At 61.8% G+C, this 12,528-nt stretch carries 14 protein-coding genes; 9 read left to right on the top strand and 5 right to left on the bottom strand.

Annotated elements, in window-relative coordinates:
* Positions 1-81: 81 nt before the first annotated feature.
* A complete protein-coding gene (locus ACVDG8_RS05835; RefSeq protein ID WP_447253862.1) occupies positions 82-249 on the bottom strand; it encodes a hypothetical protein in 168 nt (55 codons plus the stop codon).
* A gap of 135 nt (positions 250-384) precedes the next feature.
* On the opposite strand from ACVDG8_RS05835, the gene ACVDG8_RS05830 reads away from it, so the two are divergent.
* Entirely contained in the window at positions 385-558 is a 174-nt protein-coding gene (locus ACVDG8_RS05830) for a hypothetical protein (protein WP_447253861.1), read from the top strand.
* A 1,462-nt stretch (positions 559-2,020) separates the two neighbouring features.
* Here ACVDG8_RS05830 and ACVDG8_RS05825 read toward each other — a convergent pair.
* Entirely contained in the window at positions 2,021-2,989 is a 969-nt protein-coding gene (locus ACVDG8_RS05825) for a LysR substrate-binding domain-containing protein (protein WP_447253860.1), read from the bottom strand.
* Between the two features lie 113 nt (positions 2,990-3,102).
* Here ACVDG8_RS05825 and ACVDG8_RS05820 point away from each other — a divergent pair, with 113 nt between their 5' ends.
* The 5 genes from ACVDG8_RS05820 (at position 3,103) to ACVDG8_RS05800 (ending at position 6,222) form a co-directional block, all read left to right on the top strand.
* Positions 3,103-3,936, top strand: coding sequence for a hypothetical protein (locus tag ACVDG8_RS05820; RefSeq protein ID WP_447253859.1), 834 nt, complete (start codon positions 3,103-3,105; stop codon positions 3,934-3,936).
* A gap of 290 nt (positions 3,937-4,226) precedes the next feature.
* On the top strand, positions 4,227-4,976 hold the full coding sequence (locus ACVDG8_RS05815) for a DMT family transporter (RefSeq protein ID WP_455707586.1): 750 nt from the start codon (positions 4,227-4,229) through the stop codon (positions 4,974-4,976).
* On the top strand, positions 4,973-5,170 hold the full coding sequence (locus ACVDG8_RS05810) for a hypothetical protein (protein WP_455707585.1): 198 nt from the start codon (positions 4,973-4,975) through the stop codon (positions 5,168-5,170). Before ACVDG8_RS05815 ends, ACVDG8_RS05810 begins: the two co-directional genes overlap by 4 nt.
* Positions 5,171-5,526: 356 nt before the next feature.
* The gene (locus tag ACVDG8_RS05805; protein WP_447253857.1) at positions 5,527-5,970 is read left to right on the top strand and encodes a MucR family transcriptional regulator; all 444 of its coding nucleotides are present in this window, start codon (positions 5,527-5,529) and stop codon (positions 5,968-5,970) included.
* Between the two features lie 3 nt (positions 5,971-5,973).
* Positions 5,974-6,222 carry a hypothetical protein gene (locus ACVDG8_RS05800; protein WP_447253856.1) on the top strand — a complete coding sequence of 83 codons (249 nt, stop codon included), beginning with the start codon at positions 5,974-5,976 and terminating at the stop codon, positions 6,220-6,222.
* A 37-nt stretch (positions 6,223-6,259) separates the two neighbouring features.
* Here ACVDG8_RS05800 and ACVDG8_RS05795 read toward each other — a convergent pair whose 3' ends face one another.
* A complete protein-coding gene (locus ACVDG8_RS05795) occupies positions 6,260-6,463 on the bottom strand; it encodes a hypothetical protein (RefSeq protein WP_447253855.1) in 204 nt (67 codons plus the stop codon).
* 404 nt (positions 6,464-6,867) lie between these two features.
* Here ACVDG8_RS05795 and ACVDG8_RS05790 point away from each other — a divergent pair, with 404 nt between their 5' ends.
* Complete coding sequence (locus ACVDG8_RS05790) at positions 6,868-8,745, top strand: ABC-F family ATP-binding cassette domain-containing protein (protein ID WP_447253854.1); 1,878 nt, start codon at positions 6,868-6,870, stop codon at positions 8,743-8,745.
* A gap of 213 nt (positions 8,746-8,958) precedes the next feature.
* Complete coding sequence (locus ACVDG8_RS05785) at positions 8,959-11,064, top strand: molybdopterin-containing oxidoreductase family protein (protein WP_447253853.1); 2,106 nt, start codon at positions 8,959-8,961, stop codon at positions 11,062-11,064.
* Positions 11,065-11,098: 34 nt separating this feature from the next.
* On the opposite strand, the gene ACVDG8_RS05780 is transcribed toward ACVDG8_RS05785, so the two are convergent.
* Together ACVDG8_RS05780 and ACVDG8_RS05775 are read right to left on the bottom strand one after the other, a co-directional pair.
* Positions 11,099-11,428 (bottom strand): hypothetical protein, encoded by a 330-nt coding sequence (locus tag ACVDG8_RS05780; protein ID WP_447253852.1) that lies wholly within the window; start codon positions 11,426-11,428, stop codon positions 11,099-11,101.
* Positions 11,429-11,504: 76 nt separating this feature from the next.
* Positions 11,505-11,627, bottom strand: coding sequence for a hypothetical protein (locus ACVDG8_RS05775; protein WP_447253851.1), 123 nt, complete (start codon positions 11,625-11,627; stop codon positions 11,505-11,507).
* A gap of 73 nt (positions 11,628-11,700) precedes the next feature.
* On the opposite strand from ACVDG8_RS05775, the gene speB reads away from it, so the two are divergent.
* Complete coding sequence (speB, locus tag ACVDG8_RS05770) at positions 11,701-12,510, top strand: agmatinase (RefSeq protein ID WP_447253850.1); 810 nt, start codon at positions 11,701-11,703, stop codon at positions 12,508-12,510.
* Positions 12,511-12,528 lie beyond the last annotated feature (18 nt).

The raw sequence follows: 12,528 nt of genomic DNA, 5'->3' as shown, positions 1-12,528 counted from the left end.
CTAAAAGTGGCAAGGCCGAGATCTTTCGCGCCCCTCTCTATCCTGCCGGCCATTTCCCACGAGGGGAAGATCGGCTAACGTCTACCTCCTCGGCTCGACCCCCATCCTCGCCGATTGCCGCCGCAGCGCTCGCCTCTCGTCGCCGGGCATCTCCAGCGGCGCGACGTCACCCGGCACTTCCTCGACGATCCGCATCGTGACGCGATAGGCGGCGTAGGCAAACAGGCCTATCAGCAGCAGCCGTATCATGGTGATCTCCTGAAGCAGTTGGTTCGGTTGGCAGGTCAACCGCAGCCCGGGCGATTGGTTCCAGCCGTTTCTCGCAACCAAACCGCCGCCGCTTCGTTTGCCCTCGAGGAAAGGGGCGAACGAGAGGAGGTTGTCATGACGAAGCTTCCTGTGCTGCTGGCTCTTGCGGCAGGGCTCGTGCTCGCCGCCTGCGACAACAGCACGCCGCCGACCAAGGCGCCGGGCGACACGATCAACCAGGCCGACAAGAACCCGGTGCCGAATTCTGCCACCAGCGGCGATCAGCCGGGCACGCCGGCAAAGCAATAAGGTGAGATGTTGGCGCGGGCCGCGCCACACAGAAGAAGGCCGGCGCTGCTTGGGAGGAAGCTCGATAGCGCCGGCCAAGCGGGAAATCAGGCCCGCCGCACAAGCCAAGATAGCTGAGTCTCGGCTTCACGTCATGGTGCGATCGCGCTAGCCGGCTACACATGTGGACGATCCAAAACCGAGGCAAAATCCCGAAAATCTGCTGGTGTTTGCCTCTTTTCACACTTTCTCCCGCGGTTTTTTTCCACAAGTGGCGGAACGTGGTTCGCAACACCGATGAACGGCATTTTGAAAAGCACTCTTGCCCTGGCCGCCGTCGTCCTCGCAGCACTGATCCTGTGGACGATCGCCTACAACTATCAGGATCGACTGAGCGACCGGACGCTCATCGCGATAGTGGCGACCGATGCGGCAAGGCAAAATCGCGGGACGATCGCTTACGCTTCCGCCGACGGCCGGATACGGAGACCAGAGGCATCGAGGAAGATGGGCGCGAGCGCTGGTAGGCGAGAGCAGGGGTATCGCGCCATAGCCGTGAGGTGGGCCCAGCGACTTCCAAGTTTAATTTGCGAAGTTCAATTGGATCTGCGTTGGCTCCAACGCGGCCACGGTCCACCGGATCAGAGTGCGTCGGATGGTATTCGACGTGGTTGGCGAAAACAAGTCTAAAAAACTATAAAAAAACAGGCAGAATGTTTCACCAGACATCGGAATATGACTATTGCGTTTCGAAACAAAGACGCCATTATACAGTAATTGGGAACGTTTAGTAAGAAGTTCCTAATATTATCACCGCATAAGCTTGGGGTGGGTGATGGTTGCGTGGTTACGTTCATCTACTGTGGCTTGAAACGAGTAATCCATGAAAGAATCCACCGCCTTGTATTGACCCAGCTTTGGTTCGGCGGTGGACGGCAGGTAGAGTAGTTAGGTTCCCGCGGGGATAGAATGTCTCGTCGGTATCACTCAGGTGAAGTCGGTCTAGCGCTGGTGGTGGTGGCTTATACTATTTTCACCCCCTAGCATTGGCTGAATCGGCAGTCCCTAGGGCAAGGTATGCCGAAAGTCCGCCAACCAGCATCGGCTGCTCCGCTATGGTTCCCGGCGACGATCCCATGGCGAGCAAAATCGAGTGGAGCAGCATCGGCTCTGACGAGCAGGCGACGGAATGTCTTCGTCAGCTCTCTGGGAAGCTTGGACCGGATGGTATGCAGGTTTGGCTTGCCCGCTCAGGATTTGTGGCTCACAGAAATAGAATTTTCGGCGCTTCTGATACGTTAGTTGAGATATCAGCAATGTGGCCAATAAAAAAGAATGGTCTCTTATATTATCCTGGGATCTCATCGGTGGTTCAAATTAGATTGTTGGCACATAGTCAAGCGTTTTCGTTTAGGTGGAATAGAGATGGAGCCGTTAAGGTGTCTCAGTCATATACAATAAAGTAAAGCGGAGCAAAATAATGTCACGCCAGTGCCGCGCGCCTGGGCTGGCCGCCGGCGATCTCCAGGTCGAGGTCGCGCTGCGTCAGCGCCGCCTCGGCCATGATCCACTGCTTGAACAGCTCCACCTTGCGCGCGCCGAGCGTCTTGAGCGGGCTGACGAAATACCAGCCGGCGGTGTTGGGGTGGTGGACGGCGAAGGGCGCCACCAGCCGCTCGGCGCGGATGTCGCTTGCCATATAGGCACGGTTGGCGACAGCAAAGCCCATGCCGGCATTGGCCGCCTCGTAGGACATCATGCACGAATCGAAATAGGCGCTCCTGGTCTCGCCCAGCACGAAGCTGGCGCCGGCAAAGCCAAGCCATGACTGCCAGTTCTGGGTGCAGGTGTCGGAGTGGAGCAGCGTGAAATAGCGCAGATCCTCCGGCGTCACCCTCGATAGCGGCTTGTCGCCCAGCACCTCGTGGAACAGCTTGCGGCTGCACACCGGCGTCAGATCTTCCTTGAACAGCAGTTCCGACAACAGGCCGGGGAAATGGCCGTCGCCGTAGCGGATTTCAAGATCGTATTCCGAGGCCGAGAATTCATGCGTGGCATAAGAGGTCGACACCCGCATCTCGATATCGGGAAACTGCCGCTGGAAGCTCAAGAGCCTCGGAAACAGCCAGCGCGCAGCGAAAGTCGGCAAGACGCAGATCCTGAGCACATGCGCCTGCGACTGGCCGGTGGCCTCCATGCTGGCCGCCACGATCCGCTCCAGCGCCTCGCGCACGCGCGCCACATAGGTCTCGCCCTCCGGCGTCAGCGACACCGCATTGCCGCCGCGCTCGAAGATCTTGAAGCGCAGCTGGTCCTCCAGGCTTTTCACCCGCTGGCTGACGGCGGAAGCGGTGATGAACTGCTCCTCGCCGGCGCGCGTGAAATTCTTGTGCCTCGCGGCGCTTTCCACGATTTTCAGCGAATTGAGATTGACCTGACTGAGCAGTCGCACGGGGTTTGGACCTTAAGCTGCGCTTACGCTAGCACCAGCATTCCTAAATTTACAGGGGTAGGGGATTAATTGACTGTTTACCAAGTGTTGCCCCCACTTTGGAGAAAATAAAAATGAACGCCCATACAATTCCCGAACTGCGTTGCGCGATGAGCCGAGAGGCCATCATTGGCCATGAGACTTCGTGGAAAGTGTCGACCTTCGGCGTCGCCCAGTATCGTCACGGCTATGATCCAGACCTGCTTGCCGCCATCGAGGCCGCCGCCCTCAAGCTCAAGGCCAGCCATGCCGTGCACAAGCATCTCGACCTCACCTTCATCACCGGCGCCGACCGCTACATTCCCGAGATCAAGGAACTGCTCAACGACAAGCTGCGCCTGGAAAGGCTGTCCGACATGATGGGCACCAAGCTCGAGCCCTATCCGCTGTCGATCGTCGGCTCGACCGTCACCTTCATGAACCCGAAAGACGGCGCTGTCGAATGGCATTGCGACGGCGTTCCGGTGACCGAGCTTATTCCGCTGTCGATCAGCGATCCCCTTATCGGCGGCCATCTTGAGATCTATTGCGACGATTCCGAGACTGGCCGGTCAATCCTCGAATCCGGCCGCGACATTCCCCGCAACAAGATCATGCGCATCGACCACAAGATGAAATACGCCACGCTTGGCCAGTTCCTCGGTGTGCTTCACCGCACCGCGCCGATCCAGCTTGGCGAGCGCGTCACCCTGGTGCTCAACCAGCGCTCGGCGACCAAGCCCTATGTCGACGACAACCGCATGTTCTACCTCGCCGCCGACAACGACCACGACCGCGCCTGGGTCAACGAGCTCGCTGAGGACGTATGGACCAACCAGCTGCCCGCCTATCGCCGCCATGCTGAGGAGCATCCGGTGCCGCAGCCGGGCGCCGAGCCCGTCTCGGGCGGCGCGAGGGACACATGGTAGAAAGCCGCGATACCGTTGCGGGACAGTCGCAAATGGCGTCGCTGAGCCCCGCTTCGGTCATGGCCGAAAACCAGGAGATCAATCGGCCCAGCGCTCCAAGGGGGCGCTGGCCTTCGCTTTCGGCGCGGTCGGGCTGTGGGCCACCAACGCGCTTGTCGGCAAGACGCTGCTTGCCGGATATCCGGTCTCGCACGTGCAGTTCCTGCAGTTCTGCGGCGCTGCCTTGGTGTTTGCGCTGATCAGGCTGACGAGCCGGACATCTCCTTCTCTTTTTCCCACAAGGGGAAAAGGTGAGGGTGACGCTCACCGCCTATGCCGTCGGTTTCATCGGCCTGGTCGGCACCATGATGCTGCAATACATCGCCTTTGCTTCCATGCCGGTCATCGAGGCCAATCTTGTCGCCTATACTTGGCCATTGATGCTCGCCGCGGCGGTCATCGTGTTTGGCCGCCCGCGCCGCCCCTTGCTGCTTGGGCTTGCGGCCATGGCCGGCTTCGCCGGCGTGGCCTTGGTCATGTCGGGCGGCCGCACGCATTCCTGGTTCGAGGGGGCCTGGTTCGAAGGAGCCTGGTTCGAAAGGGCCTGGTTAGAGGGCGGCAGTCTTGCCGGTTATTGCGCGGCTTTCGGCTCGGCGCTGTGCATGGCTTTCTACTCGCTCGTGGTCGGCCGCCTTGGCGTGGCGCCCGAGCGCCTGCTGTTGCCCTCGGCGCTGGCCGGCATCGCGCTGACTTTTGCCTGGTGCCTGCATGATGGCGTCGCCCTCCCGGCCGGCGCCGACCTCTCGCTCGGGCTCTATCTCGGCGCCGGTCCGATGGGGCTCGGCTATTACTGCTGGTCGCGCGCGGCAAAACTCGACCGGGGCGGCAGGATCGCGATCGTAGCCTATCTGACGCCGATCGCGTCGACGTTTCTACTGGCGCTGTCGGGCGAAAGCCTGTCGAGGACCGCGGTTGCCGGCGCCGTCCTCGTCATCGGCAGCTGCCTTGCGGTCGGCATCGAAGGTATGGAGGCCAAGGATGATGCCAAGGACAATGGTTGACGAGGATGAACGCCGCGCCAGGCAGGAGGCGCGCTGGCTGCAAGGAGTTCGGCGCCGAAGCGCCGCTCTATGCGGCCTTGAAGGCCGAAAAGGCCATCGAGCAGAAGGATTTCAGCCGTTGCGCGCGCTGGAAGCGCGTGCTGGAGATTTTGGACGACAAGCCTGCGGCGCGGCTCGGCGGCGTGTCGCGGTAAATTAGCGGTTGGCCCGGAAGTGTCGAATCGCACGGGTCCAGTTGTTCGCTCGCCGGATCCCGCTTGCGTGTACGGAACTTACCCTGGACTTGGATTTCAGCAACTTTCGGTGTGAATCGAAGTGCTGGAGCGCTCCTTTACGCTGCGCGACGCACCTCCTGTGCTATAATGCGTCCGTTGTAGCCATTAGAATTCCTAACTTGCATGTCCGTAGGACTCACTGAAACATCGTGCGGTATTGAGTCTCTAGCATTACTGACTCTGGGCGGTCCGTTGGGGGACAGGTCCAATTCGATACACCGACTAAAGTCTGAAAAAGGAGCTGGCGATTTGAGAGCCAGCAGAAGGTGAAAAAATTGTCCAATATCGATGACAAGACCGCAATCGAACTAACGGCCGACATTGTCTCGGCCTATGTCGGCAACAATCCGCTCCCGGCCTCCGGCCTGCCTGATCTCATCGCCAGCGTCAGCGCATCGGTGCGCAAGCTCGCTGGCGGTGTTGCCGTCAAGGAGACGGTGGCGTTGACGCCGGCCGTCAATCCGAAGCGCTCGGTGTTCCCCGACCACATCATTTGCCTGGAGGACGGCAAGAAGTTCAAGTCGCTGAAGCGCCACCTGGCGACCGATCACGGCCTGACGCCTGATGAGTACCGGGCCAAATGGGGCCTGCCCGCCGACTATCCGATGGTGGCGCCCAGCTATTCTGCCACCCGTTCGGCACTGGCCAAATCGTCCGGCCTCGGCCGCAAGCCGGCTGCCGCCGACGCAGGCAAGGCCAAGCGCAAGGTCAAGGCCTGAGGCATGTTGCCTGCAATGGATGACGCCGCGCCATTACCATGGCGCGGCCATCTGGCCGCCCTCGGCGCTCTGCGCCGCAGGGTGGCCGCTCAGTCTTCGGTGGACACCGCCGAGGGCGTCAAGGCGCGGCGCGTGCTGTTTTCGCTGGGCAATCCGTCGGGGAACTGCTCGCGGCGCTTAACGCGCTCGACCACTTCGAGCGTACCATCGTCGAAGCCGCCGATCCTTCGGCCGCAGAAGCCAAGCGATTGAAATGCCTGGCCATTCTGGATGGTCTTATTGCGAGCAGTCAGCCGCCACGCGACTGAGGCTGCTTGGCCTGTGGCGCACGCTTGGGGTCTTGTTCATCGGCAAGGCTGTCCGCCTCGACCGCCGTCATTTCAAGAAGATAGACAAGCATCTGGTAGCGCGAGCGCGAGAGCATCTTCGCCAGCTTGCGCGTGATCTCCGCGACATATCTCAGCGTGCGTAGATCGTTGGCCGCCCCGTCCATCGTGAGCTCCTGACATAGCCAGCTTAATTGGGCCAAGTGAGCTTGGCCAAGTTATCGTTGGCGCCCACTCACGACTCACAGCGCGTTGATAGATTTGCAGGTTTGCATTAAAAACTGAAATCAATTTTTGGTAAGCATTCCGTTTGGACCAAAAGATTTTGCTGACTTTTTTTGGATGTACCACAGATGACAGCGCTAATATTAAACATACGAAACTTATGGTTGTCTTGCGTCGTCGGGTTGTTCTTCCGCGGCGGAATGATCATCGCCGACGGAGCGCGATAGGCAAGCAAGCGATCGCCGCGGTCGCGGGGCACCGGAACAGGAGCCCCTCGAGGGCGCGGAGCACCCTCCCGGGTCGCCGGCTCTTGCGCAGCACTTATGTCCCGTGCAAAAGCCCGGCCATGCTTATCATCAACGACCTCTCGCTGCGCATGGCGGGGCGCCTGCTTCTCGATCATGCCTCGCTGACCCTGCCGGCCGGCACCAAGGCCGGCCTCGTCGGACGCAACGGCACCGGCAAGACGACGCTGTTCAAGGCGATCACCGGCGATTTCCCATCCGAGACCGGCTCGATCAACCTGCCCAGGAACACGCGCATCGGCCAGGTGGCGCAGGAAGCGCCCGGCACGGAAGAGCCGCTGATCGAGATCGTGCTCAAGGCCGATGTCGAGCGCTCGGCTCTTCTCGAAGAGGAAAAGACCGCGAGCGATCCGCACCGCATCGCCGAGATCCACACCCGGCTGGCCGACATCGACGCGCATTCGGCCGAATCCCGCGCCGCCACCATCCTTGCCGGCCTCGGCTTCGACGACGCCGCACAGAAGCGGCCGGCTTCGTCTTTCTCTGGCGGCTGGCGCATGCGCGTGGCGCTGGCGGCGGTGCTGTTTTCCGAGCCGGACCTGCTGCTGCTCGACGAGCCGACCAACTATCTCGATCTCGAAGGCACGCTGTGGCTGGAGAACTACGTTTCGAAATATCCGCACACCGTGCTGTTGATCTCGCACGACCGCGATCTGCTCAACCGCGCCGTCAATTCGATCGTTCATCTCGACCAGACGAAGCTCACCTTCTGGCGCGGCGGCTATGACCAGTTCGAACGCCAGCTGACCGAGCAGCGCGAATTGCAGGAAAAGGGCCGCGTCAAGCAGGAAGCTGCTCGCAAGCACATGGAATCCTTCGTCGAGCGCTTCCGCGCCAAGGCCTCCAAGGCCAGGCAGGCGCAGTCGCGCATCAAGGCGCTGGAGAAGATGAAGCCGATCGCCGCGATCGTGAACGACAGTGTGCGGCCATTCTCTTTCCCCGAGCCGGTGAAGACCGTCGCTTCGCCGATCGTGGCGCTGAACAACGTCAATGTCGGCTACACCGAGGGCAGCCCGATCCTGAAGAAGATGACGCTGCGCATCGATGCCGACGATCGCATCGCGCTGCTTGGCGCCAACGGCAACGGCAAGTCGACCTTCGCCAAGCTTCTGTCCGGCCGCCTGAAGCAGGAAACCGGCACGATGACGGTGGCGCCGGGCCTGAAAGTGGCGATCTTCGCCCAGCACCAGCTCGACGATCTGCGCCCGGAAGAGAACGCCTATGAGCATGTGCGGCGGCTGATGCCGGACGCGCCGGAAGCCAAGGTGCGCGCCCGCGTCGCCCAGTTCGGTCTCGCGACCGAGAAGATGAACACCGCCGCAAAGGATCTCTCCGGCGGCGAGAAGGCACGCCTGCTGATGGGGCTTTCGGCCTTCGAGGGGCCAAACCTCTTCATCCTCGACGAGCCGACCAACCATCTCGATATCGACAGCCGTGAATCGCTGATCCATGCGCTGAACGAGTTTCCCGGCGCGGTGATCCTGATCTCGCACGACCGGCACCTGCTCGAAGCCACCGCCGACCGCCTCTGGCTGGTCAAGGACGGCGCGGTCAACCCGTATGATGGCGACCTGGAGGACTATAAGACGCTGGTCACCGGCGTCTCGTCCAACCGCCGCGAGCAGAAGGAAGCGGACAAGGCGTCCAAGGCCGACCGCCGCCGCGAGGCAGCCCAGCGCCGCGCCGCATTCGAACCGCTGGCCAAGGAAATCCGCGCCACCGAGGCGCTGATGGACCGCGTCCGCAAGCGCATCGACCTGATCGAGGACGAACTTGCCAACCCGGCGATCTATGAGAAGGATCCCTCGACTGCCACGCAGCTGGCCAAGGAGCGCTCGCAGTTGGCGCAGACGCTGGCGCAAAACGAGGAGAAATGGCTGACGATGTCGGCGGAGTATGAGGAAGGGATCGCGGAGTAGGACGCCTTCTCCTTCCCCCTTGTGGGAGAAGGTGGCCTCGCGTAGCGAGGTCGGATGAGGGGTGTTCCAGGGAACGCCGACGCCTCACTTCGCTGGAACACCCCTCATCCGTCTCGGCGCAAAAGCGCCGATCCACCTTCTCCCACAAGGGGAGAAGGGGAAGCGCCCACCTGGCTCTACACGCCATCCGAAAAACCCGCTAAACATCCTCTCATGAACCAGCACGCGACACCCCGGATCGGCCATTCGGCCTGTCCCCATGATTGCCCGTCCACCTGTGCGCTCGAGGTCGAGCTGCTCGACACTCACCGCATCGGCCGCGTCCATGGCGCCAAATCCAACAGCTACACGTCCGGCGTCGTCTGCGCCAAGGTCGCGCGTTATGCCGACCGCGTGCACCACCCGGACCGGCTGCTGAAGCCGCTTATCCGCGCCGGCGGCAAGGGCGAGGGCGCCTGGAAGGAAGCGAGCTGGGAAGCAGCGCTCGATCTCGTCGCGGAAAATTTCATTCGGGCGGAAGAGAAATACGGCTCGCAGACCGTGTGGCCCTATTACTATGCCGGCACGATGGGGCTGGTGCAGCGCGACGGCATCGACCGGCTGCGGCATGCGAAAAAATACTCCGGCTTCTTCGGCTCGATCTGCACCAATCTCGCCTGGACCGGTTGGATAATGGGCGCCGGCGCCATGCGCGGCCCCGATCCGCGCGAGATGGCGAAAGCCGATTGCGTGGTGATCTGGGGCACCAATGCCGTCGTCACGCAAGTCAATGTGATGACCCATGCGATGCGGGCCCGCAAGGAACGCGGCGCCAAAATCGTCGTCATCGACATCTATGACAACGCCACCATGAAACAGGCCGATCTCGGCCTGGTGCTGAAGCCCGGCACCGACGGTGCGCTCGCCTGCGCGGTGATGCATGTGTTGTTCCGCGATGGCATGGCCGACCGCGCCTATCTGGAAAAATACACCGACGATCCGCGCGGACTGGAAGAGCATCTGAAGACGCGCACGCCGCAATGGGCGGCCGCGATCACCGGGCTCGATGTCGCCGAGATCGAGGCCTTCGCGCAAATCGTCGGCACGACGAAGAAGACCTACTTCCGCCTCGGCTACGGCTTTGCCCGCCAGCGCAACGGCTCGATGAACATGCATGCCGCTGCCTGCATCGCCGCCGTCACCGGCGCCTGGCAATATGAAGGCGGCGGCGCCTTCCATACGAATTCAGGCATCTTCAAGCTCAACCAGGATGTGCTCGAAGGCACCGCGATGCGCGATCCGAACGTGCGCTATCTCGACCAGTCGCGTACCGGCCCGGTGCTGACGGGGGCGGCCGACGCGCTTTATGGCGGTCCGCCGGTGACGGCGATGCTGATCCAGAACACCAACCCGGCCAATGTCGCGCCCGAGCAGCGGCTGGTCCGGCAAGGTTTTCTGCGCGACGACCTGTTCACCTGCGTGCACGAGCAGTTCATGACCGATACGGCCAAGCTGGCCGATGTCGTGCTGCCGGCGACGATGTTCCTGGAGCATGACGACATCTACAAGGGTGGCGGCAACCAGCACATCACGCTCGGCCCCAAGCTGATCGAGCCGCCGGAAGGGCCGCGCACCAATCACTATGTCATCGAGGAGCTCGGAAAACGCCTCGGCGTCGCCGACCGTCCAGGCTTCGGCCTGACCGAGAAGCAGCATATCGACATCATCCTGGGCAAGCGCGGGCTCGGCGGCTTTGAAAGCCTGAAGGCTCAGAAATGGATCGACCTGCAGCCCGACTTCGACGACGCGCATTTCATCAACGGCTTCGGCCATGCCGACAAGAAATTCCATTTCCGCGCCAATTGGAGCGGGCAGGCGGCGCCCAATCGTCCCCCGAAGAGCATGGGCCTGTTCGGCCCGGTCGAGCAACTGCCGGAATTCCCCGATTACGTCGAGTTGATCGAGGTGGCGGACGAGGAGCATCCGTTCCGGCTGACGACATCGCCGGCGCGCAATTTCCTCAACTCGACTTTTTCCGAGACGCCTGTCTCGAAGGCCAAGGAAGGCAGGCCCGAACTGCTCGTGCATCCCGACGACGCGGCCACGCTCGGCATCGAGGATGGCGGCCGCGTCGAGGTCGGCAACCGGCGTGGCGACATCGTTCTGCACGCGAAATTCTTCGGCGGCTTGAAGCGCGGCGTGGTGGTGGCCGAAGGCATCTGGCCAAACAGCGCGCATGAGCGGGGCGAGGGCATCAACGTGCTCACCGGCGCCGATGCGCCCGCGCCTTACGGCGGCGCTGCCTTCCACGACAACAAGGTCTGGCTGAGGGCCCTCTGATTACGCAGTGTGGGCGAATTGGGTTGTGACGATTTCACCGATGCCGTGAGAATAGATCTCTCTGGGCTTGGTTGATCGAACCATCATCCCAATCGACCTCGCGTTTTGATTTCGGGATGCGTCGACCTTCATTGTTGTGAAATAGCGTCCCGTGGATTCCGAGCGCATCGCGCTTCAGCACGGGACGGTCCCAAAGCGGCACCAGGACGCGATTAGCCTCCTCCTCGCCAAGACGTTCAAAGAGGTCTTCGGCCAACTCCATATCTCGATCGCCGGGGAAGATGACGCCGAACTCTTCGTCCGTTGCCTGGAACACGCTGAAGGTCGCATTCAACGCACCATCGATGATTTGGACGTTTTTCATGGGCGGCATTCTGGCATTCGCCCGCAACGGTAACAACTCGCCAACTAACTCCACGCTCCCAAGTTGGCTTTGCCGCTCATGCGGCCAGCGTCTTGATCGCTTCGGCGGCTGTTTTGCGCACCGCTGCGTGTTGCAGGAGTGATGATGGGTGCGGCGCTTCACATTCGCCTGCGCCGGGGCGACATTCGATCTGGCCCAAGCGCCTCTCGTCGCACCTGCCAGCTCCCGCCTTTATAGAGGCGTTCTGTCTCAACGACGCGGAGGAGGATGTCATGACCAAGGTCTCGCTTCTCGGCATCCCGCATGATGGCAACTCGTCCTTTCTGCGGGGCCCGGCCGAGGCGCCGCCGCTGATCCGCCGCGAATTGCATTCCGACGCCCACAGCTCGTGGTCTGAGACCGGCTTCGATATCACCGACCGCCTCGTCGACCATGGCGATATCGATTTCGCGCAAGGCGGCGATCCATGGCAGCGGATCGAAAGCGAGGTCGGCCGCGCGCTCGATGCCGGCCATCCGCTGATCTCGCTTGGCGGTGACCACGCGATCGCCTGGCCGGTGCTGCGCGCGGTGCGCCGCCGCCACCCCAAGCTGACGATCGTCCAGATCGACGCGCATCCGGACATGTATGACGCCTATCAGGGCAATCCGCGCTCGCACACCTCGTCCTTCGCGCGCATCATGGAGGAGCGGTTGGCCGACCGGCTGATCCAGATCGGCCTGCGCACCCTCAACGATGAGCTTCGCGGCCAGTTCGAGCGCTTCGGCGTCGAGGTGGTGGAAATGCGGCATTTCAAGGAAGGCTTGCCGCTCGACCTGAAGACGCCGGTCTACCTCTCGGTCGATCTCGACGGTCTCGATCCGGCCTTCGCGCCCGGCGTCTCGCATCGCGAGCCGGGCGGCTTCACCACGCGCCAGGTGATCGGCCTGATCCAGGCGATCGACCAACGAATAGTCGCTGCCGACGTGGTCGAATACAATCCGCGCCAGGACCTCTCCAACATGACGGCGCTTGTCGCCGCCAAGCTGGTCAAGGAGATTGCCGGCATGATGCTGAAGACTAACGGCGTGGCTGCCCGCTGAATCAATTTGCCAAGGCGG

Source organism: Mesorhizobium sp. ORM8.1 (genome assembly GCF_053005525.2).
This window is presented reverse-complemented; position numbering and strand designations above follow the sequence as displayed.

Bases quoted from the DNA above. Each gene is read 5' to 3' on its own strand.
- ACVDG8_RS05835 (WP_447253862.1), bottom strand. From the start codon at position 249: ATGATACGGCTGCTGCTGATAGGCCTGTTTGCCTACGCCGCCTATCGC.
- ACVDG8_RS05830 (WP_447253861.1), top strand. From the start codon at position 385: ATGACGAAGCTTCCTGTGCTGCTGGCTCTTGCGGCAGGGCTCGTGCTC.
- ACVDG8_RS05820 (WP_447253859.1), top strand. From the start codon at position 3,103: ATGAACGCCCATACAATTCCCGAACTGCGTTGCGCGATGAGCCGAGAG.
- ACVDG8_RS05800 (WP_447253856.1), top strand. From the start codon at position 5,974: ATGTTGCCTGCAATGGATGACGCCGCGCCATTACCATGGCGCGGCCAT.
- ACVDG8_RS05795 (WP_447253855.1), bottom strand. From the start codon at position 6,463: ATGGACGGGGCGGCCAACGATCTACGCACGCTGAGATATGTCGCGGAG.
- ACVDG8_RS05790 (WP_447253854.1), top strand. From the start codon at position 6,868: ATGCTTATCATCAACGACCTCTCGCTGCGCATGGCGGGGCGCCTGCTT.
- ACVDG8_RS05785 (WP_447253853.1), top strand. From the start codon at position 8,959: ATGAACCAGCACGCGACACCCCGGATCGGCCATTCGGCCTGTCCCCAT.
- ACVDG8_RS05780 (WP_447253852.1), bottom strand. From the start codon at position 11,428: ATGAAAAACGTCCAAATCATCGATGGTGCGTTGAATGCGACCTTCAGC.
- speB (WP_447253850.1), top strand. From the start codon at position 11,701: ATGACCAAGGTCTCGCTTCTCGGCATCCCGCATGATGGCAACTCGTCC.